The organism is Shewanella colwelliana (assembly GCF_001735525.1).
Lineage (GTDB): Bacteria > Pseudomonadota > Gammaproteobacteria > Enterobacterales > Shewanellaceae > Shewanella > Shewanella colwelliana.
In genome coordinates this window covers 26,874-46,030 of record NZ_MCBT01000048.1, presented here as the reverse complement: position 1 = coordinate 46,030, position 19,157 = coordinate 26,874, and the positions used below count along the sequence as shown (strand labels likewise).

The 19,157-nt window shown below is 44.5% G+C and carries 23 protein-coding genes; 9 read left to right on the top strand and 14 right to left on the bottom strand.

Annotated elements, in window-relative coordinates; translation table 11 throughout:
• Positions 1–142: 142 nt before the first annotated feature.
• The 13 genes from BEL05_RS17985 to trmJ all read right to left on the bottom strand — a co-directional run bounded on the left by BEL05_RS17985 (position 143) and on the right by trmJ (position 10,420).
• A complete protein-coding gene (locus tag BEL05_RS17985; RefSeq protein ID WP_028762203.1) occupies positions 143–1,159 on the bottom strand; it encodes an aspartate-semialdehyde dehydrogenase in 1,017 nt (338 codons plus the stop codon).
• 2 nt (positions 1,160–1,161) lie between these two features.
• Positions 1,162–2,292 (bottom strand): 4-phosphoerythronate dehydrogenase, encoded by a 1,131-nt coding sequence (locus BEL05_RS17980; RefSeq protein ID WP_069672008.1) that lies wholly within the window; start codon positions 2,290–2,292, stop codon positions 1,162–1,164.
• 111 nt (positions 2,293–2,403) lie between these two features.
• The gene (gene ndk / locus BEL05_RS17975) at positions 2,404–2,835 is read right to left on the bottom strand and encodes a nucleoside-diphosphate kinase (protein WP_028762205.1); all 432 of its coding nucleotides are present in this window, start codon (positions 2,833–2,835) and stop codon (positions 2,404–2,406) included.
• A gap of 178 nt (positions 2,836–3,013) precedes the next feature.
• Entirely contained in the window at positions 3,014–3,205 is a 192-nt protein-coding gene (iscX, locus tag BEL05_RS17970) for a Fe-S cluster assembly protein IscX (RefSeq protein ID WP_069672251.1), read from the bottom strand.
• Between the two features lie 104 nt (positions 3,206–3,309).
• On the bottom strand, positions 3,310–3,645 hold the full coding sequence (fdx, locus tag BEL05_RS17965) for an ISC system 2Fe-2S type ferredoxin (RefSeq protein WP_028762207.1): 336 nt from the start codon (positions 3,643–3,645) through the stop codon (positions 3,310–3,312).
• An 8-nt stretch (positions 3,646–3,653) separates the two neighbouring features.
• Positions 3,654–5,516 (bottom strand): Fe-S protein assembly chaperone HscA, encoded by a 1,863-nt coding sequence (hscA, locus tag BEL05_RS17960; RefSeq protein WP_069672007.1) that lies wholly within the window; start codon positions 5,514–5,516, stop codon positions 3,654–3,656.
• Positions 5,517–5,578: 62 nt separating this feature from the next.
• The gene (gene hscB / locus BEL05_RS17955; RefSeq protein WP_069672006.1) at positions 5,579–6,100 is read right to left on the bottom strand and encodes a co-chaperone HscB; all 522 of its coding nucleotides are present in this window, start codon (positions 6,098–6,100) and stop codon (positions 5,579–5,581) included.
• 17 nt (positions 6,101–6,117) lie between these two features.
• Positions 6,118–6,441, bottom strand: a complete 324-nt coding sequence (gene iscA / locus BEL05_RS17950) for an iron-sulfur cluster assembly protein IscA (RefSeq protein WP_028762210.1) — start codon at positions 6,439–6,441, stop codon at positions 6,118–6,120.
• Positions 6,442–6,455: 14 nt separating this feature from the next.
• On the bottom strand, positions 6,456–6,839 hold the full coding sequence (gene iscU, locus BEL05_RS17945; RefSeq protein WP_028762211.1) for a Fe-S cluster assembly scaffold IscU: 384 nt from the start codon (positions 6,837–6,839) through the stop codon (positions 6,456–6,458).
• A 38-nt stretch (positions 6,840–6,877) separates the two neighbouring features.
• Positions 6,878–8,092 carry an IscS subfamily cysteine desulfurase gene (locus tag BEL05_RS17940; protein ID WP_069672005.1) on the bottom strand — a complete coding sequence of 405 codons (1,215 nt, stop codon included), beginning with the start codon at positions 8,090–8,092 and terminating at the stop codon, positions 6,878–6,880.
• An 82-nt stretch (positions 8,093–8,174) separates the two neighbouring features.
• Positions 8,175–8,636, bottom strand: a complete 462-nt coding sequence (gene iscR, locus BEL05_RS17935; RefSeq protein ID WP_028762213.1) for a Fe-S cluster assembly transcriptional regulator IscR — start codon at positions 8,634–8,636, stop codon at positions 8,175–8,177.
• A gap of 194 nt (positions 8,637–8,830) precedes the next feature.
• Entirely contained in the window at positions 8,831–9,652 is an 822-nt protein-coding gene (cysE, locus tag BEL05_RS17930; RefSeq protein ID WP_028762214.1) for a serine O-acetyltransferase, read from the bottom strand.
• 3 nt (positions 9,653–9,655) lie between these two features.
• Positions 9,656–10,420, bottom strand: a complete 765-nt coding sequence (gene trmJ, locus BEL05_RS17925) for a tRNA (cytosine(32)/uridine(32)-2'-O)-methyltransferase TrmJ (RefSeq protein WP_069672004.1) — start codon at positions 10,418–10,420, stop codon at positions 9,656–9,658.
• Positions 10,421–10,576: 156 nt separating this feature from the next.
• Between trmJ and suhB the strand changes: the two genes are divergently transcribed.
• The 6 genes from suhB (at position 10,577) to BEL05_RS17895 (ending at position 14,759) form a co-directional block, all read left to right on the top strand.
• A complete protein-coding gene (suhB, locus tag BEL05_RS17920) occupies positions 10,577–11,380 on the top strand; it encodes an inositol-1-monophosphatase (RefSeq protein ID WP_028762216.1) in 804 nt (267 codons plus the stop codon).
• A 149-nt stretch (positions 11,381–11,529) separates the two neighbouring features.
• Complete coding sequence (locus BEL05_RS17915; protein ID WP_069672003.1) at positions 11,530–12,702, top strand: NnrS family protein; 1,173 nt, start codon at positions 11,530–11,532, stop codon at positions 12,700–12,702.
• A 110-nt stretch (positions 12,703–12,812) separates the two neighbouring features.
• Positions 12,813–13,217: a phosphate-starvation-inducible protein PsiE gene (locus BEL05_RS17910; RefSeq protein ID WP_028762218.1), complete on the top strand. Its 405-nt coding sequence runs from the start codon at positions 12,813–12,815 to the stop codon at positions 13,215–13,217.
• A 128-nt stretch (positions 13,218–13,345) separates the two neighbouring features.
• Entirely contained in the window at positions 13,346–13,648 is a 303-nt protein-coding gene (locus BEL05_RS17905) for a PilZ domain-containing protein (RefSeq protein WP_028762219.1), read from the top strand.
• Between the two features lie 111 nt (positions 13,649–13,759).
• Entirely contained in the window at positions 13,760–14,428 is a 669-nt protein-coding gene (locus BEL05_RS17900; RefSeq protein WP_028762220.1) for an AAA family ATPase, read from the top strand.
• On the top strand, positions 14,415–14,759 hold the full coding sequence (locus BEL05_RS17895) for a replication protein RepA (RefSeq protein ID WP_069672002.1): 345 nt from the start codon (positions 14,415–14,417) through the stop codon (positions 14,757–14,759). Before BEL05_RS17900 ends, BEL05_RS17895 begins: the two co-directional genes overlap by 14 nt.
• Positions 14,760–14,784: 25 nt before the next feature.
• Here the strand turns inward: BEL05_RS17895 and BEL05_RS17890 are convergent, their stop codons facing one another.
• On the bottom strand, positions 14,785–15,027 hold the full coding sequence (locus BEL05_RS17890) for a YecH family metal-binding protein (RefSeq protein ID WP_069672001.1): 243 nt from the start codon (positions 15,025–15,027) through the stop codon (positions 14,785–14,787).
• A 160-nt stretch (positions 15,028–15,187) separates the two neighbouring features.
• Between BEL05_RS17890 and BEL05_RS17885 the strand changes: the two genes are divergently transcribed.
• The 3 genes from BEL05_RS17885 to BEL05_RS17875 all read left to right on the top strand — a co-directional run bounded on the left by BEL05_RS17885 (position 15,188) and on the right by BEL05_RS17875 (position 19,150).
• The gene (locus BEL05_RS17885) at positions 15,188–16,885 is read left to right on the top strand and encodes a sensor histidine kinase (RefSeq protein WP_028762223.1); all 1,698 of its coding nucleotides are present in this window, start codon (positions 15,188–15,190) and stop codon (positions 16,883–16,885) included.
• On the top strand, positions 16,882–17,592 hold the full coding sequence (gene btsR / locus BEL05_RS17880) for a two-component system response regulator BtsR (RefSeq protein WP_069672000.1): 711 nt from the start codon (positions 16,882–16,884) through the stop codon (positions 17,590–17,592). Before BEL05_RS17885 ends, btsR begins: the two co-directional genes overlap by 4 nt.
• A 121-nt stretch (positions 17,593–17,713) precedes the next feature.
• A complete protein-coding gene (locus BEL05_RS17875; RefSeq protein WP_028762225.1) occupies positions 17,714–19,150 on the top strand; it encodes a carbon starvation CstA family protein in 1,437 nt (478 codons plus the stop codon).
• Positions 19,151–19,157: the final 7 nt, after the last annotated feature.

Below are 19,157 nucleotides of genomic sequence, written 5' to 3'. Positions count from 1 at the left end.
TTAGGCAATTGTATTTATTGAGATTACTATAAACCAGAAATGGGTGCCCTGCTACTATTCACAATTCAAAAACAACTGATAAAACAAAAAAAGCCTGCATTAAGCAGGCTTTTTCAACGAATTAACATTATAGCGACTGGCGTTAATAATAATCTCTAATTAAAACTTCAGCGATTTGCACACTATTAAGCGCTGCACCTTTTCTAATGTTATCAGAGACAACCCATAAGTTAATCCCATTGTCATGAGAGATATCTTTACGCACACGTCCCACATAAACAGGATCGCTACCCGCCGAATCGGTGACGGCTGTTGGATATTCTTCATCAGACTCAAACAGTTCAATGCCCGGCGCGTCACGTAACACCGCCTTCACATCCTCAGCATCAGCCGGCTGAATCGTTTCTAGATGTACAGCCTCTGAATGCCCATAAAAAACAGGCACACGTACCGCCGTCGGATTAACCACAATTTGGTCATCGCCAAATATTTTTTGGGTTTCCCATACCATCTTCATCTCTTCTTTAGTGTAGCCGTTCTCCATAAACACATCGATTTGTGGCAACACGTTAAACGCAATCTGCTTAGAATACGCTTTAGGCTCAACGGGTAAGCCTTGCAGTAGCTTAGAACATTGGTTCGCGAGTTCTTCAATCGCTTGTTTACCTGAACCTGATACCGACTGATAAGTCGCCACATTGATACGTGAAATACCAAAGGCATCATAAATTGGTTTCAGAGCAACAAGCATCTGAATAGTTGAGCAGTTTGGATTAGCGATTATATTGCGGTTTCTGAAATCCGCAATCGCCTGAGGGTTTACCTCTGGAACGACTAGTGGCACGTCAATGTCATACCTAAAGTGTGAAGTATTATCGATCACCACACAGCCGTGCTCTGCTGCAATAGGTGCCCATTTAGCCGATACATCACCACCTGCAGAGAAAAAGCCGATTTGGGCTTGTGACCAATCAAACGTATCAACATCAAGGATCTCAACCTGTTTACCGTGGAATGTGACCGTATCTCCTGCACTGCGACTGCTGGCTAATGGGTACAAATTCGCTACCGGGAAATTGCGCTCTTCAAGGATCTCAATCATAGTTTGACCCACGGCACCCGATGCACCTAATACGACTACGTTATATTCCTGCGACATAATTACAGACCGACTCCTGAAAAACCTATATTGGACAACCAATCTACATCAGAACACGCATTGTTGGCTAGCGTTAAGGCGCTAAATTCACGCCTGTGCTTGTGATTTTTTCTCATAAGATCAAACCCATTGTTATTTAGGAATCTTTGCCTAAATAATTCATCGTCATCACGCAGATCATAAACCAACCGTGACAAGGTCAATAACCCTTTTTCCTCTGGCTGTTCATTCAAGGTAACGGCATGACTCCAAAGCGCTGGCAACAAGCTATCCATTGACTTATCGCCACTTTTATCCAACCGCGCCATTAGTGCCTGATAAAGCATAAATGTCCCTCTCGCTTTGCCCTCTAAACTGTAACCAGCAATATGGGGCGTGGCGATCTCTGTGAGCGGGACAAGTTCTGGCATGGGATGGGGTTCACCTTCCCACACGTCGAGCACTAGCTTAATATCCTCTCTCTGACGCTTTAGTGCAATCAAAGCGCGATTATCTATCACCTCTCCGCGGCAGCAATTAAGCAGCCATGTACCTGGCTTTAATGAAGCCAGGCGCTTTTCGTCGAACAGGTACCAGGTAGGATGCGTGCCTGTTTTTGTTAATGGCACATGTAATGAGATCACATCACATAGCTCAACTAACCTATCAAGGCTAACAAAGGCTCGTGGATCCGCAGATTGCGCAACAAAAGGGTCATGCAACAAGGTTTTGACACCATAAGCTTCGAGGCACTTTTGCACAGCACTGCCCGTATTTCCTGCGCCAACAATGCCTACAACTTTGTCCTTTAATGGCTCAGAAAAACGCCGAGCTAGCTCTAACATGGCGATAAACGCATATTCTCCCACGGCCGTTGCATTGCAACCAGGTGCATTGGCGTAACCAATTTCACGGCTATCAAGGTACTGGGTATCGATATGATCCATACCAATGGTCGCCGTCCCAACAAACTGAAGGTTTTTGCAACTGGCTAACAAACCGGCGTTTACTTTGGTGACTGACCGCACTAACAACACATCAATATCACTCAGTTGCTGTGCTTGAAGACTACGACCATCGACGCGAATAATCTCTCCGAGATCCCCAAACAGGGCATCGACATACGGCATGTTTTCATCGGCAACGATTTTCATTGGGTGATTTTACTCTAGACAAAATAAACAATGATGTGACTTTACCTTAATCTATAGACACAAAAAAGGAGCCTAACGGCTCCTTTTGATGTGCTATGCAACATACTCAAATTAACGAGTACGTGGGCAAAGCTCTTCAGTGCTGAAGAAGTAAGCAACTTCACGTTCAGCAGAAGCAACAGAATCTGAACCGTGTGCCGCATTCTCATCGATGCTTTCTGCGAAATCTGCACGGATAGTACCAGGAGCAGCTTCAGCTGGGTTAGTTGCACCAAGAATATCACGGTGAGCTAGAACAGCGTTTTCGCCTTCTAGAACTTGAACCATGATAGGACCTGAAGTCATGAAAGCAACAAGTGCACCGAAGAAAGGACGCTCGCTATGCTCAGCGTAGAAACCTTCAGCTTGCTCTTGGCTTAAGTGAACCATTTTAGAAGCGATGATTTTAAGGCCAGCTGTTTCAAAACGGTTATAGATAGCGCCAATGTTGTTTTTAGCAACTGCATCAGGCTTGATGATAGAAAAAGTACGTTCGATAGCCATGTCTAGCTTCCTTTAATAAACAGGTTTAAAAAAATTCGCGCGGATTATACGAAATTTAACGGCAAAAACCTACCTTTATAGAAAGATGAATGAGACTTTCCTCTCATTACACTGTTGGCGATATGGGATCTTGCACGAACAATCATCACCCACAGCCAGCCCTATCACTAAAATTGGCCTAACACTCTTCAATCCAATGGCTTTGGATTGCCTCTAAAATACGTTCATTACAATGTTCAGGATCATCGTCAAACCCCTCTAATGCAATGACCCAATCAAACAGATCGGTAAAACGAACCTGCTGGGGATCTACATCAGGAAACGTTTCTAGCAAACATAATGCGATATCGAGCGAATCAATCCATTTCATAACAACCTCAGGGTTAATTTGATACCCATGAGCATAGTTGTTAGCGCTGTAAAACACACAAAAAAGCCAGTCATAAAGACTGGCTTTTTATCGGCAAGGTTGAATTAACCTTCGCTGACCATATTGATGGTATATTTCGGAATATCGACCACTAAGTCACAATCTGGTACACGAGATTGACACGATAAGCGACTTTCAGGCTCTAAGCCCCAAGCTTTATCAAGCATATCATCTTCTAGCTCATCACTGGGTTCAAGCTCATCAAACCCTTCACGGATGATCACATGGCATGTGGTACAAGCACATGACTTTTCACAAGCATGTTCAATATGGATACCACTTCGTAGCGCAACGTCTAATACCGTTTCGCCTTGCTGAGCTTCCACGACAGCCCCATCTGGACACAACTCTTCATGGGGTAAAAAAACTATTTGTGGCATATCGTTACCTATATATTATCAACAGACTGACCTTTAAAGGCCAACCTAATAGAGTTATCCATACGTTTCGCAGCAAAGGATTGACTCGCCTCATCAAGCGCCTCTATGGCTTTCTCGATTGCGCTGACATCATTTTGTGCAGCGGTTTGAGCAAGATGCGCCATTCCCTGTTCAATCAATGCAGCTTCTTTTTGGGACAGTAACTCACTGTCTTTACCTAATGCGGCTGACAATGATTCTAATACCCGTGCGGCTTCAACCTGTTGCTCTGCGAGCATACGTCGTTCAATATCTTCTTTGGCATTCGCCATGGAGTCTTTTAGCATAGTGCCGATCTCTTGATCGGTTAAACCAAACGACGGTTTAACTTGAATCGTCGCCTGCACGCCAGATGACTTCTCCATCGCTGTCACACTCAATAATCCGTCAGCATCAACCTGAAAAGTGACTCGAATATGCGCAGCACCAGCTGCCATGGGAGGGATACCTTTTAATGTGAAGCGCGCCAATGAGCGGCAATCGGAGACCAACTCTCGCTCGCCTTGCACAACATGAAAAGCCATCGCGGTTTGCCCATCTTTAAAGGTCGTAAACTCTTGAGCGCGGGCAACGGGAATAGTGGTGTTACGTGAAACCACCTTTTCTATCAAGCCCCCCATGGTTTCAATACCTAAAGAGAGTGGAATAACATCAAGAAGCAGCAGATCGGACTCGGGCTTATTCCCCACTAAAATATCAGCTTGAATCGCTGCACCAATCGCAACAACACGATCGGGATCAATCGACGTCAATGGCGTACGACCAAAGAGTTTAGCCACGCTATCGCGTACAAGTGGTACGCGAGTAGAACCACCCACCATAACGGTTTCTAGAACTTCATCGGCGGCTATACCTGCATCACGTAGCGCTCGGCGGCAACTCGCCATCGTTTTTTTCACTAACGGCGTGATGATCTCGTCGAATTTATCTTTATCGACACTGCACTCAAACGTTTGCCCGTTGGTTAACACCAATGAGGCTATAACCGCTGTGTCATCAGTTAATGCTTCTTTTACCCGGCGTGACTCAATCAATAATGCGCGCTGTTCTTGAGCCGTTAAGTCGCTTAAATGCCAAGCGCTTTGTAAATACTCTGCCAACACATGATCAAAGTCATCTCCACCAAGTGCGGAGTCACCACCAGTGGCCATCACCTCAAACACGCCTTTATTCAAGCGTAATATTGAGATATCAAAGGTTCCACCACCTAAATCGTAGATGGCAATAATCCCCTCTTGTCCAGAGTCTAAACCATAAGCAATTGCTGCCGCCGTAGGCTCGTTAAGTAAACGCAAGACTTTAATGCCCAACAAGCCAGCAGCATCTTTTGTACCTTGGCGCTGTGCGTCATCAAAATAAGCAGGAACCGTGATCACTACGCCCTCGAGTGACCCACCTAATGTTTTTTCGGCGCGTTCTACAAGTGGCTTTAATATTTCTGCCGAGACCTGGATAGGATTAACTTGACCACCAGCTGTGTTAAACAGTGGCAACCCGTTCTCACTGGCAGAGAAATGATACGGTAATGACTGCTCTTTAGCCTGAATATCGGTTAGGCTTCTGCCCATAAATCGCTTGACCGAAACGATAGTATTAAGCGGATCTTGAGCTGAAAAATGCTCAGCATCCACACCAACCTGCACCAACTGCTCGCTGTAGCGAACAACCGAGGGAATGGCATGGACTGCATTTTCGTTGGGTAAGGTGTCAGCAACGCCACTTCGTACAGCAGCCACTAATGAATTGGTGGTCCCTAAATCGATACCCACCGCTAATCGATGTTGATGAGGAGCCGCGCTTTGTCCGGGTTCAGCAATTTGCAAAAGTGCCATATCTATCCAACTTAAAAAATAAAGGCCCAATCAAGATTGAGCCAGTCAACAATTGATTGCCTCTAAAAAAGAGCGTCTTCTGCCCTAGCGAGTTCATCTTGTAATTTTGCCATAAATTTCAGTTTACGTATCATATCCGCAACGTTTAGCAGATCTTGCTCACTATCGCTGCCGATGAGTTTACTCATCTGCGATTTTATTTGAGCCGTGTAGTCTGAAAAAGAGTGGTGTAACTGTTCGATATGCTCCTCAGGAGCATCGCTGTCAGTGATATCCTCAAGCGATTCTCGCCATTCCATCTGCTGCATTAAAAACTGGGTGTCTTTAACCGTTGTGGATTCATGACTCAAATCAAAGCCTTTGAGGCTCAAGATATGTTCAGCACGTAGAATGGGATGTTTTAAGGTGTTATATCCATCATTAACCTGAGCCGCGCGCTGAACCGCTATGCGTTTATCTTGCTCACTTGCGTTGGCAAATTTATCAGGATGCACCGCCCGCTGCAGATCGCGGTAGCGCTCTGCCAACAAGGCGGTATCAAGATCATATTCAGGCAAAAAACTAAACAACTCAAAATAGTTCATGTATTTAGATTCGGTAGTTAGACTGTAAAGCTTTCGCCGCAGCCACACTCCCCTTTTGCGTTAGGGTTATTGAACTGGAAACCTTCGTTAAGACCTTCTTTAATAAAATCTAACTCAATTCCCTGAAGATATACGAAGCTCTTAGCATCAATGATGATTTTCACATCTTCGATATCAAAGACTTCATCATCGGCATTCAGATCATCGACAAATTCTAGCACGTAAGCCATGCCTGAACAGCCAGAGGTTCTTAACCCTAAACGTAATCCAATACCCTTCCCGCGGCTAACCAAAAAGCTTTTTACTCGCTCGGCAGCCGCTGGAGTCATCGTTATTGCCATATTAACTCCGAATATTACTTGTCGTGCTTTGACTTGTAGTCTTCTAACGCTGCTTTAATCGCATCTTCTGCCAAAATAGAGCAGTGGATTTTAACAGGCGGTAAAGCAAGTTCTTCCGCAATATCCGTATTCTTAATCGCTTGTGCTTCTTCGATGGTCTTGCCTTTAACCCACTCTGTAACTAGAGAGCTTGATGCAATCGCACTGCCACAGCCGTAAGTCTTGAACTTTGCATCTTCAATGATACCATTTGCATCAATTTTTAGTTGTAGCTTCATCACGTCACCACAAGCTGGCGCACCAACCATTCCGGTCACAACTGATGAGTCGTTCTTGTCAAATGAACCTACGTTACGCGGGTTCTCATAATGATCTATTACTTTTTCACTGTAAGCCATGATTCTGCTCCAATCGCTCTATTCGTTTATTAGCCGGATTAATGATGTGCCCATTGAACCTTAGAAAGGTCAACGCCATCTTTAAACATCTCCCATAATGGAGACATCTCCCTTAAGTGACCAATAGACTTAGTAATGGTCTCTATCGCATGATCAATTTCTTCTTCTGTGGTAAAGCGGCCGATCGAGAATCGAATGGAACTGTGTGCCATCTCATCATTCAATCCTAACGCTCGCAGTACATAACTAGGCTCTAAACTCGCCGACGTACATGCAGAACCTGATGATACGGCAAGATCTTTTAGTGCCATCATCAAGGATTCACCTTCAACAAAGTTAAAGCTCACATTAAGGCTACCGCAATATCTTTGCTCTGCATCACCATTAATGTAGGTTTCTTCAATATGCTTGATACCATCCCACAATCTGTCACGTAGACGACGAATACGAGCGTTATCGATTTCCATATCGGTTTTAGCAATAGCAGCCGCTTCACCCATACCCACAATTTGATGAGTTGCTAAGGTACCACTGCGCATTCCCCGCTCATGTCCGCCACCGTGCATTGTCGCTTCTAAGCGAATACGTGGCTTACGACTAACATACAATGCGCCAATCCCCTTAGGGCCGTACATCTTATGAGCAGAGATAGACATCAAATCGACTTTTGTCTGCTGAACATCGACAGGCAACTTACCAACACTTTGCGCCGCATCAACATGGAAAATCACTTTCTTTGCACGGCATAACTCGCCGATGGCATCGATATCGTGGATCACACCAATTTCATTGTTAACATGCATTAAGCTCAACAAAATAGTGTCTTCACGCATTGCCGCTTCAATATCTGCCAGCGGGATAATGCCGTTAGCACCAGGCGCAAGATAGGTAACTTCGTAACCTTCGCGCTCAAGTTGACGGCACGTATCAAGTACTGCCTTATGCTCAGTTTTACTGGTGATGATGTGCTTACCCTTTTTATGGTAAAAATGGGCAACACCTTTAATTGCTAGGTTATCTGATTCGGTCGCACCTGAGGTGAACACAATCTCTCGAGGATCGGCATTAATCAGCTCAGCAACTTGATTACGAGCGATGTCAACAGCCTCTTCAGCTTGCCAACCGTAACGGTGCGAACGCGATGCTGGATTACCAAAAATCCCGTCCATTGTCATACATTGCATCATTTTCTCTGCAACACGAGGATCGACTGGCGTTGTTGCAGCATAATCTAAATAAATAGGAAGCTTCATCTCACACTCCGTACTTAGCAGTCCTAGGATTGACTGCTTACCACGTACAAATATTAAAAATTAGTTTAATAACAAAGTTAACTTATGCTGTTACTCTTTGTTCCTGTTGCATTTTATCTTGCTTAACTGAAATAAACTGCACATCACGTTTATTCATCAATCCCGCTAGACTAATGCCATTTAAAAAATCTGAAATTTGTTTACTCAAATCGCCCCATAATGAATGCGTTAAACAACGCGTTCCACTCTGGCAATTACCTAAACCTTGACAGCGCGTCGCATCAACTGACTCATCAACGGCTCTAACAACCATGCCTACAGAGATCTCACCCGCGTCATATCCAAGGCGATATCCACCACCAGGACCTCTGACACTAGAGACTAATCCATGTTTTCTTAATTTAGCAAAAAGTTGTTCAAGATAGGAAAGAGAGATTCCCTGACGCTCGGAGATGTCAGCTAAGGGGACTGGGCCAGATGTAGAATGCATTGCAACATCTAACATTGCTGTTACTGCATACCGACCTTTAGAAGTAAGTTTCATAGCTACCACTGCTCTCAAAAATGCTTAAGCCAATTGGACCATACTTGAGTAATTTAGTCAAGTATAAAACCAAGCAATTTAGTCAGGTATTAATGGTGATTGCGAAACAGTAAATACCCTGTTTCTTTGGTGGGGTATTTAACCTGTTTCACTGGCAAGATTCAATGTCAAAGCGCAATTAATCTCACTATTTATTAAATAATGGGATCGAACTCATCTATTGCATGTTGACGCTTTTCAGCGGCGGCTTGTTCTACATCGCTAAACTCGTCGACTTCAAGCTCTGGTAAACGTTCGGTGCATACACTGCCGCCCATGCTTTGGACTGCTTGGCAAACCTCTTGTACCTTCGAGTCCATTAAGTGCATATGATCTAACATCTGACCAATAGCATTGGCAACGGGATCAGGGTTGTCTGGTGATACCGCATAAGCATCGAAGCCATACTTCTTTGCCATTTCAGTGCGGCGCTGAGCATGTTCTTTAGACTGTTCACTGGGTTTCGCCACTACGCGAGCAGGGATCCCCACAACCGTGGTGTCTTTGGGAACTTCTTTAACTACCACCGAATTGGAGCCGACTCGAGCACCATCATGCATAGTGATAGGTCCCAAGATTTGAGCGCCAGCCCCCACCACAACATTATTGCCTAACGTCGGATGCCGTTTGCCAGCCTGCCACGTGGTGCCGCCTAACGTTACACCGTGATATAGAGTACAATCATTACCGATCTCAGCAGTTTCACCAATCACCACACCCATTCCATGGTCGATAAAAAAGCGATCACCAATGGTTGCTCCAGGGTGGATCTCCACCCCAGTTAACCAGCGTGAAAAAGTTGATATCACTCGCGCAGTTAAGCACCATTTGCGCTTCCAGAGTTTATGACTGACCCTATGTATCCATATTGCTTGCATACCAGGGTAATTAAGCAATATCTCTAGCGTGCCATTTGCCGCAGGATCTCTGTGATAGATGGATTCGATGTCATCTTTGATTCTGGAGATTACGCCCATGAACTACTTTTCCTTTGTTAGCGCTTCTTGCTCATCGTTAGCTGGTTTATTAGCTATTGCGACTTTCTTATCAACTGAGGTCAAGATACCCCGCAAGATATTCATCTCTTGGCTCTCGATTCGTGCGCGACTAAATAAACGGCGTAGCTTGGTCATCACCTGGCCAGGATGTTGTTTAACAATAAAGCTTGTTGACAACAAGGTTTGCTCTAGATGATTAAAAAAGTTCTCTTGCTCTTTCGCTAGCGGATACTCCACCTCTTCAACCATCTCTTGCGTCTGATTAAGGTGAGCTACGCGCGCTTCGTAACAGATAATCTGCACGGCTTGTGCTAAGTTGAGCGACGTATATTCAGGGTTAGCAGGAATCGCTACATGGTAATTACACTTTTGCAGCTCTTCGTTCGTCAGTCCGTTATTTTCTCGGCCAAATACAATCGCGACAGGACCCTTAATGGCTGAGCCAACCAATTTCTCACCCGCTTGACGCGGATCAAGCATTGGCCAATCCAGCGTGCGGCTACGCGCACTGGTCGCTATCACAAGACTACAATCTGCGATAGCATCGGCTAAGGAGTCAACGGTAACAGCATGTTTTAAGATATCAGATGCACCTGCAGCCAAGGCAACAGAGTGGCCGTCTGGCGCCACTTTAGGCTCGGCAAGATAGAGGGTCGATAACCCCATCGTCTTCATTGCACGGGCGGTTGAACCTATATTTCCAGGATGAGAGGTGCCTACAAGCACTACACGAATATTGCTGAGCATGAAATTACTTAATTTCTTTCTATAGAACAATGTGCTTGATGGTATCACAGCACACAAAGATCCCTTAAATAAAAATCTCTATTTGATATAACCATAAAATATCGTATAATACGCGCCGATTATTTATATCTGTTCTTTAACATCCAGGGGATTGTAATGCATCCGATGCAGACTATTGCTGTGCGCGCCGCTCGCGCCGCCGGCCAAACAATTTTGCGCGCCTACACTGAGCTTGACCGTGTAGAAGTTAGCAATAAAGGTATCAATGACTACGTAACAAACGTAGATAAAGAAGCTGAAGCTGCCATTACATATCAAATTCGCAAGTCTTACCCAGACCACACTATCGTCGCTGAAGAAGGTGGTGAAAGTCAGGGTGATAATAAAGATTACATGTGGATTGTTGATCCCTTGGATGGCACTAACAACTTTGTTAGAGGCATTCCCCACTTCTCCGTATCTATCGCAGTCCAATACAAAGGCAAAACTGAAGTTGCCGTCGTTTACGATCCTATTCGTGACGAATTGTTTACTGCTGTGCGCGGTAAAGGTGCAAAACTTAACGATTTCCGTATTCGTGTCAGCAAAGCAAATGATTTAGATGAAGCACTTGTTGCTACAGGCTTTCCTTTCAAAGCAAAACAACATACTGAAACCTACATGAAGCTATTTGCATCGACGTTTGCCCAATGTGCTGACGTTAGACGTGCAGGCTCTGCGGCACTTGACCTTGCTTATGTTGCTGCAGGTCGTATGGACGCATTTTTTGAAATCGGCCTTAAGCCTTGGGATATCGCTGCAGGTGAGCTTATTGTCCGTGAAGCAGGTGGTACTGTCACCGATTTCACTGGCAACCATAGCTATATGAGTTCAGGCAATATCATTGCTGGCACACCAAAAGCGACCGTTTCACTAGTAAAGAACTTCCGTCCACTGTTGAGCGAAGCACTTAAGCGTTAATATTGCGCCAACAGGAAACAGTAAAAAAACCGTCACATTTATGTGGCGGTTTTTTTATATCTGAAAAAATACGTTAGCCAACCATTTACATGTATTATTTTTACACCTTATAATACCCGACACTTTTACTCAGTTATTAAAGTCCACATATGCTCAATATAGATGAACCGTCAGACCGTCAACCCAACTGGCCATTTCTGCGTTTAGGCTTTCGTCCATTCTTTCTCTTGGGCACCTTGTTCAGCATTGTTGCTATGGGTCTTTGGGGAAGCTTTTTCCTTGGGCAGATGAGCTTTACACCACATGGCAATCCGCTTTGGTGGCATGGTCATGAGATGATATATGGCTTTGTTATGGCAATCGTTGCTGGATTTATTCTAACGGCCTCACAAACCTGGACAGGACAACCAAGCATAAAAGGAAAAGCCTTAGGCCTTTTGGTGCTGCTTTGGCTTATCCCGCGTGTGTTGCTTATTCAACGTCAATGGTTTCCATTTGAACTGGTTGCCTCTATAGATCTTTTATTTGCTCCATTAGTCGCATGGATATTGGGCAAACAGGTCATTGTCGTAAAGCAGTGGCGCAACTTTGCCTTCATTCCAATTTTTCTACTACTCAGTATTGCTAACGCTCTAAGCTATTATGGCGTTCTCACTCGCGACCTAGCATTGGTCACCCAAGCGTTTCACGGTGCGTCGATCTTAATGGTGACAATTGTGGCACTGATTGGTGGTCGAGTAGTCCCTTTTTTCACAGATAGAGCGACGACCTGGCAGCGAGTAGAGAGTCTTGCATGGCTAGAAAAGCTCACATTTATCAGCCTTATCTTACTATTTGCTGCCAACATCATCGGCAATGCCCTCGCTATCCAAATTATGGCAATGATTGCTGGTACTACCTTGCTATTTAGATGGTCTCGCTGGGGAGTTCAGTCAACGCTGCGTGTCCCTCTATTATGGTCATTGCACCTTAGCTACCTATTTATTCCTGTCGGCTTGCTCTTGATGGCTACCGGACTAAATTTCTCGGCAGGCTTACATGCCATGACGGTTGGAGGCCTAGGTGGCATGATTCTCGCGATGATGGCGCGGGTGTCATTAGGTCACACCGGGCGTAACCTTGTGCCGCCAAAAACTATGGTCCTCGGGTTTGGACTCATCTTAATCGCAGCAACCTCGCGAGTGCTGGCCGCGCTCCTCCCCCAACAATTTAGTTTATGGCTAGCGATTGCGATACTAAGTTGGATATTGGCCTTTGCTAGCTTTTTTATCTGCTATATGCCAATTTTGGTAAAGCCACGTATCGACGGCAGACCCGGTTAGTGCTAGGCGACAAGGATAATTAACGCCAATATGTGAATGAAATCACAAACATCGGCTAGCGTAGCGAGCAATAGTTGTTACCATCTATAAAAACACTAACGAGAGTTATTATGGGAAAGCTATATAGCCGATATGGGTCAAAAAGCTTAAAAGCGGTTGAACATTTTGTATTAATTATCATCGCTATTGCGACCATCATCGCCATTGGACAAGAGATTGTACACGTTGTAAAGATGGGTGAAGTCACACTGGCTGACTTGCTGCTGCTATTTATCTATCTCGAAGTGTTAGCTATGGTAGCTAATTACGCCGAGTCGGGTAAGTTGCCGGTGCGTATGCCTTTGTATATCGCTATTGTTGCGCTCGCGCGTTATCTCATACTCGATATGAAAGCCATGGACGATTGGCGTATCCTTGCTATATCGGTATCAACGTTAATACTTGCCGGCACAGTAATCGTCATTCGTTGGGGCCAGCTCAAGCTCCCCTACCCAAGAAATGAAGAAGAGCGATAATAACACCTGCTGCGCTCTATATTCATCGGGCGCACTTTACCCCCCAGTTTTGACTACTATTTCTTATTAAAACTGTGCTACGTTTAAAGCATAATGTGCATCGTCCATTAACAGAAAGGAATAATCTGATGGAAGCAACCCACGAAGAGTTTGATGAACGTCGTAAATCGTTACGTGTAGATATGGAAGCAGAAAGAGTGCTGGTTTCATGGACTGACAGTAATGGCGAGCCTCTGACTGACGATGGAATCTGTATCGATCTCGCTCGCCGCGGGGTATTGATTGAGTATAAACAAGCTTTTAATGTTGGTGACTTAGTCGCAATTACCTTTAACCCGGATAGTGACAAACAAAATCAAATCAGGGGTCAAGTTTGTCGCTGTAACCAATGCCACGATCAAAGTTACCATATCGCTTTACAAATTATTTAGTGATATCAGCTAACTAATCGATGCCAGTTAGCGCAGTTTCTAAAACTCTGTTCTATACTGAAAACACTTTACAGACTTTACTGTTAGTACAACGTTTGAGGGGGAAGAGGTATGATTCTGCTGGTCGGTGGTGAAAAAGGCGGCGCAGGCAAAAGTTGTCTAGCTCAGAACATCGCAGTTCATATTACACAAAAGCATAATGCCAATGTTTTAATGGTCGATTGTGACCCTCAGCGTACAACCTCAGACTGGATCCAGGCACGTAATGAGGATCCAAGCCTGCCAGCCATTAACTGTATTCAACTCTACGGCAAGATCCGCAATGATTTACTTGGGCTTGATGAGCGATTTGACTATGTCATTGTCGATTGTGGTGGTCAAGATAACTTAGCCATGCGTGCAGCCATGTCGGTAGCGACCTATGTTGTGCTCCCACTTAGGCCAAAACGTCGTGACTTGAAAACCTTGCCCCATATGGAAGATATGCTTAGTACCTGTAAAATGGTCAACCCTAAAATGGTCGCCACCATAGTAATGACCCAATGCCCTTCACTGCCAAGTCAATATAAACGCATTCTCGAAGCAAAAGAGGTGGTTGAGTCATTTGGATTAAGGGTATTAAATGCTGTCACATTCAGCCGTAATATTTACGACGATAGCGAAGAGCAAGGCTCTTCAGTGATTGAAATAGAGCCCGAAGGTAAAGCCGCTATTGAAATACGTGCTATAGCCGACGAACTATTTGCCATACCGCCAGAAAATTCCTATGAGCTTAACTGATTTAAAACGGCGTAAACCCAAACCACGAAAAAAGCTTTCCGTGGAAGAGTTTATTGAAGATGCCAATAACTATGCATTTGGTCAGCCGAGCCTTGCGAAGAAAACACGCAAAAAAAAGCCGACTAATGAGTCGATGGAATTAAAAAAACAGTCGACCAAGATTTATCGGCACGCGACGTTCACACTTACCGAGCAAAGTATTGAACAGTTAAATGAGTTAGCTAAAACCGCTAATGTGGCTAAATCTAGACTGATCCGCATGATGATCACCGATTTCGCTACTAAAGATAAAAATGAGCTAGCCAGTATCATCGAAAACAGTCTAGATTAGCCACCTCTAGCGGCGTTGGAGGTAGCTAGTGGTTGCAGATCCGCTCTGCTGCCGTTTCAATCCCCTCTTCAGATGCGGTAAATTTCCCCTTTGCCTCCAAAAATTGGATCAGTGCTTGCGCATCCATCTCACTTGCAGAGCAAGTGTGGTACCTTGCTTGCTCACCAAAACGTTGCACCATAATCTTTTCTAACTCTTGCTTAGTTACCGCTCGACCGAGCGACAACATCAACTCCATCACTTGATGACCATGAATTGAATCAGACATACAACCTCTAAAAGATATAAATTATATGTGACTTTATATCCTATTATTAATACTTAAACCTTGATCTGTTCCGCAAAGCTAAACTGTTGTTTACTATTCACAGCCAATGCTATGCTCAAACCTATCAGCTCGCCAACCCCGTCGGCAACCTAAGGTAACTATGCAGTTAATTCTCTTACTGACTCAACAGATGTGTTTGTATTTGGTTATCGTTTATCTGTTGAGTAAAACCCCTTTATTTAAACTCTTTGCAGAAACGGCAACGCGTCTTCCTCATAAGGTATACATCTATTTTATCTTCTCTGGCTTTTGCGTTATGGCAACCTATTTTGGCGAGCAAACCAACGATGCAATCGCCAACACCCGTGCAATGGGGGCGGTGCTTGGTGGACTGCTCGGCGGTCCAGTCACAGGTTTTCTTGTGGGGTTAACGGGCGGATTGCATCGCTACAGCATGGGCGGGTTTACCGATATCGCATGCGCTATCTCAACCACCCTAGAGGGTCTTTCAGCTGGAATGGTGGGCCTCTATCTAAGAAAAATCGATAAAAGTGAACTGGTTTACACTCCGATGCTAGTGTTTCTCGTGACGTTTTCAGCAGAAATGATGCAGATGGGGGTCATTTTGGCAGTGGCCAAGCCTTACAGTGACTCATTGGATTTAGTTAAACAGATTGCCTTACCTATGCTGCTTGTCAATTCTGTAGGGGCTGCACTGTTCATGAGCATGGTACGAGATCAAAAAACCATGTTTGACAAATTATCATCAGCATTTTCCACCAAGGCACTCAAAATTGCCGAGCGCAGCGTGGGAATACTATCCAGAGGATTCGATCAAGAGAGTAGCACTAAGGTTGCCCAGATTATAATTGAAGAGACTCAAGTAGGAGCGGTAGCCATTACCGACAGGGAAAAGCTCCTTGCATTTATCGGCATTGGCGATGACCACCATATTCCAGGGACCCCAATCTCGTCACAAATAACCCAAGATGCTATTGATCAAAATTGTGTCATGTTTGCTGATGGCGTTGAAACTCGTTACGCCTGCTCCATTTCCAGCCACTGCCGCCTAGGCTCCAGCCTGGTTATTCCACTAAGGTGCGAATCAGAGGTTATTGGCACCATCAAACTCTATGAACCAAAGAATAAGCTGTTTCTCAACATCAATCGGACACTAGGTGAAGGCATTGCGAGGTTGATGTCAAATCAGATCCTCTTCGGTCGATATGAGCAACAGCAAAACTTGCTGACTCAAGCGGAATTAAAACTATTACAAGCACAAGTCAATCCACACTTTCTCTTTAATGCGCTTAATACGGTCGCGGCGATTATTGGTCGAGATCCCATCATGGCTCGGCAGCTGATCCAACATCTAGCCCAGTTCTTACGTATTAACCTTAAGCGCACAACAGGCCTGGTCACTCTAGCCGATGAGTTGGAACATATTGATGCATACTTAATGATTGAGAAAGCGCGGTTTTTCGATAAATTAAATGTCGATATCAAGATTCCGCCAGCACTAAACCAATATAAGTTACCTGCATTTACTCTTCAGCCATTAATAGAAAATGCGGTCAAACATGGTACTTCTCACCTTTTTGAGACAGGAGAGATCAGCGTGAGTGGCGCAATAGAAGAAGATTTATTAATATTAGAAGTCACTGACAATGCGGGCCTCTACCCTGATAACCAAGATGATGATAATTCAGGCTTGGGGATGTCTATCGTCCATAAACGAATTCAAAACTTATTTGGTAATGAATACGGGGTCGATATCGCGTGCGAAAGAGACCGCTTTACAAAAATAATTATTAAACTGCCACTCATCACAGCTTCTCAACCGGACACATTATCGTGATAACTTGCCTGATCATTGACGACGAACCTTTTGCCCGTGACGCACTGTGCGATCAGTTAGCTCAACACACCGAGTTAGCCGTTATCGGCCAATGCAGTAATGCTATTGAAGCGATGCAATTGATCACCAAGCTCAAACCTCAACTGATTTTTGTCGATATACAGATGCCAAAGATCACTGGCTTAGAGATGGTTGCTATGCTCGATCCAGACACCATGCCAAGGGTGGTATTTGTCACAGCTTACGATGAATATGCCATTAAAGCATTTGAAAACCATGCATTTGACTATCTGTTAAAACCCGTTGATGAAAAGCGATTACAGACCACGATTCATCGCGTAAAGAAAGATCTTGCGCCACGTTCCCTTGAATTGATTTTACCCAAGCAGCTAGAGCATGTCCCTTGCTATTGCGGCAATCGGTTGAAAGTGATCAATGTTGATGAGGTAGAGTTTGCATTCAGTGATCTTAGTGGTATTCATGTCACCACTTGTCTCGAGCAAGTGCATACCCATTTAACCTTAAAAGTCTTAGAAGAAAAAACGCATTTAGTGCGTTGCCATAAGCAATATCTGGTTGCCCCTAACGCCATTAGCGAAATATTAGTCCAGGAAAATGGCGCTGAAGTGCTTACCCATTCAGGTAAGCGAGTGCCAGTATCAAGACGTTTTCTTAAACCACTTAAGCAACTCTTTGGTTTTCACTAAACACTGTTAACTACGCTATATAACCGCTTAATCCCCATATTCGACCACTCAGTTAATTGTCAGTTTTCATAAAATCCTGATTCGTTACACTCATGTTAACTTTTATTGGGGAGTAAAGATTATGATGTGGTTTTTAATGTGTATTGGCCTACTGTTAGGTGGCTACTTTATCTACGGCAAATTTGTCGAAAAAGTGTTTGGCATTAATGAAGCCCGCCAAACCCCTGCTTTTACTAAAACTGACGGCGTAGACTTTGTACCCATGTCTAAAGGCAAAGTCTACCTCATCCAACTACTCAACATCGCGGGTGTTGGTCCTATTTTTGGCCCAATTCTTGGTGCTCTTTATGGCCCTGCGGCCATGTTATGGATCGTATTTGGTTGTATTTTTGCAGGCGCCGTCCACGACTACTTCTCTGGTATGCTCTCTGTACGTAACAACGGCCAATCAGTTCCTAACCTTGCCGGTAAATACTTAGGTAAGAGCGCGAAACATTTCATGAATGTTTTTGCCATTATTCTACTCCTACTCGTCGGTGTGGTATTTATCTCTGCGCCAGCAGGCTTATTAGGTAAGTTGACAGGCTGGGATGTCAGTATCTTCCTTGGTTTTATCTTCGCTTACTACCTCATCGCCACCATAGTGCCAGTCGATAAAATCATTGGCCGCCTGTATCCATTCTTTGGCGCCTTACTGCTGTTTATGTCTGTGGGGTTAACTATTGCACTTATCGTATCAAGCGAGCACACCTTACTACCTGGATTTAGCGCTGGCGATTTCTTAACTAACCTAAACCCAAATGATATGCCACTATGGCCTGCATTGTTTATCACCATCGCGTGTGGCGCCGTATCGGGCTTCCATGCAACCCAATCTCCGTTGATGGCGCGTTGTGTAGAAAACGAATCAAATGGTCGCTTTGTCTTCTACGGTGCCATGATAGGTGAAGGTGTTATCGCGCTAATCTGGTGTGCTATCGCACTTTCATTCTTCGGCGGTGTAGCAGGGCTTAATGAAGGCATGGCGGGTAACCCTGCTAACGTGGTTTATGAAGCTTCTACTGGTCTTCTAGGCGCTGTAGGTGGATTCATGGCAATCTTAGGTGTGATTGTTCTGCCTATCACTTCTGGGGACACAGCATTCCGTTCAGCGCGCCTAATTTTAGCCGAGTTCTTCAAAATGCCACAAACGGCGCTACCTAAGCGTTTGATGCTCGCTATTCCACTATTCATCATGGGAGCCATCTTAACTCAAGTTGATTTTGGTGTGATTTGGCGTTACTTCGGTGTTGCTAATCAAACAACCGCTGTAATGATGTTGTGGACAGCATCGGCCTACCTACTACGTCACAATAAATTCCACTGGATCTGTACGATACCAGCGATGTTTATGACTACGGTTGTGATTAGCTTCCTACTTAGCTCAGAAAAACTAGGCGCAGGTTTACCAATGACACTCTCTACAGTCGCAGGCATTGTCGCCACATTAGTCATAACAGCTCTTGTCGTCGTGAAGACTAAAGGAAAAGGTGAAGACGTTTTGCCTGAAGAGGCTTAATTCTCTT

What these genes read in the sequence shown, in the direction of transcription:
- BEL05_RS17985 (WP_028762203.1), bottom strand. Translation starts at nt 1,159, where the DNA reads ATGTCGCAGGAATATAACGTAGTCGTATTAGGTGCATCGGGTGCCGTG.
- iscA (WP_028762210.1), bottom strand. Translation starts at nt 6,441, where the DNA reads ATGGCAATAACGATGACTCCAGCGGCTGCCGAGCGAGTAAAAAGCTTT.
- BEL05_RS17895 (WP_069672002.1), top strand. Translation starts at nt 14,415, where the DNA reads ATGAGCTTAACTGATTTAAAACGGCGTAAACCCAAACCACGAAAAAAG.
- cysE (WP_028762214.1), bottom strand. Translation starts at nt 9,652, where the DNA reads ATGGGCGTAATCTCCAGAATCAAAGATGACATCGAATCCATCTATCAC.
- ndk (WP_028762205.1), bottom strand. Translation starts at nt 2,835, where the DNA reads ATGGCTATCGAACGTACTTTTTCTATCATCAAGCCTGATGCAGTTGCT.
- suhB (WP_028762216.1), top strand. Translation starts at nt 10,577, where the DNA reads ATGCATCCGATGCAGACTATTGCTGTGCGCGCCGCTCGCGCCGCCGGC.
- iscR (WP_028762213.1), bottom strand. Translation starts at nt 8,636, where the DNA reads ATGAAACTTACTTCTAAAGGTCGGTATGCAGTAACAGCAATGTTAGAT.
- BEL05_RS17900 (WP_028762220.1), top strand. Translation starts at nt 13,760, where the DNA reads ATGATTCTGCTGGTCGGTGGTGAAAAAGGCGGCGCAGGCAAAAGTTGT.
- fdx (WP_028762207.1), bottom strand. Translation starts at nt 3,645, where the DNA reads ATGCCACAAATAGTTTTTTTACCCCATGAAGAGTTGTGTCCAGATGGG.
- BEL05_RS17915 (WP_069672003.1), top strand. Translation starts at nt 11,530, where the DNA reads ATGCTCAATATAGATGAACCGTCAGACCGTCAACCCAACTGGCCATTT.
- BEL05_RS17940 (WP_069672005.1), bottom strand. Translation starts at nt 8,092, where the DNA reads ATGAAGCTTCCTATTTATTTAGATTATGCTGCAACAACGCCAGTCGAT.
- trmJ (WP_069672004.1), bottom strand. Translation starts at nt 10,420, where the DNA reads ATGCTCAGCAATATTCGTGTAGTGCTTGTAGGCACCTCTCATCCTGGA.
- hscA (WP_069672007.1), bottom strand. Translation starts at nt 5,516, where the DNA reads ATGGCACTTTTGCAAATTGCTGAACCCGGACAAAGCGCGGCTCCTCAT.
- BEL05_RS17875 (WP_028762225.1), top strand. Translation starts at nt 17,714, where the DNA reads ATGATGTGGTTTTTAATGTGTATTGGCCTACTGTTAGGTGGCTACTTT.
- BEL05_RS17890 (WP_069672001.1), bottom strand. Translation starts at nt 15,027, where the DNA reads ATGTCTGATTCAATTCATGGTCATCAAGTGATGGAGTTGATGTTGTCG.
- BEL05_RS17885 (WP_028762223.1), top strand. Translation starts at nt 15,188, where the DNA reads ATGCAGTTAATTCTCTTACTGACTCAACAGATGTGTTTGTATTTGGTT.
- iscX (WP_069672251.1), bottom strand. Translation starts at nt 3,205, where the DNA reads ATGAAATGGATTGATTCGCTCGATATCGCATTATGTTTGCTAGAAACG.
- BEL05_RS17910 (WP_028762218.1), top strand. Translation starts at nt 12,813, where the DNA reads ATGGGAAAGCTATATAGCCGATATGGGTCAAAAAGCTTAAAAGCGGTT.
- BEL05_RS17980 (WP_069672008.1), bottom strand. Translation starts at nt 2,292, where the DNA reads ATGAAAATCGTTGCCGATGAAAACATGCCGTATGTCGATGCCCTGTTT.
- hscB (WP_069672006.1), bottom strand. Translation starts at nt 6,100, where the DNA reads ATGAACTATTTTGAGTTGTTTAGTTTTTTGCCTGAATATGATCTTGAT.
- iscU (WP_028762211.1), bottom strand. Translation starts at nt 6,839, where the DNA reads ATGGCTTACAGTGAAAAAGTAATAGATCATTATGAGAACCCGCGTAAC.
- BEL05_RS17905 (WP_028762219.1), top strand. Translation starts at nt 13,346, where the DNA reads ATGGAAGCAACCCACGAAGAGTTTGATGAACGTCGTAAATCGTTACGT.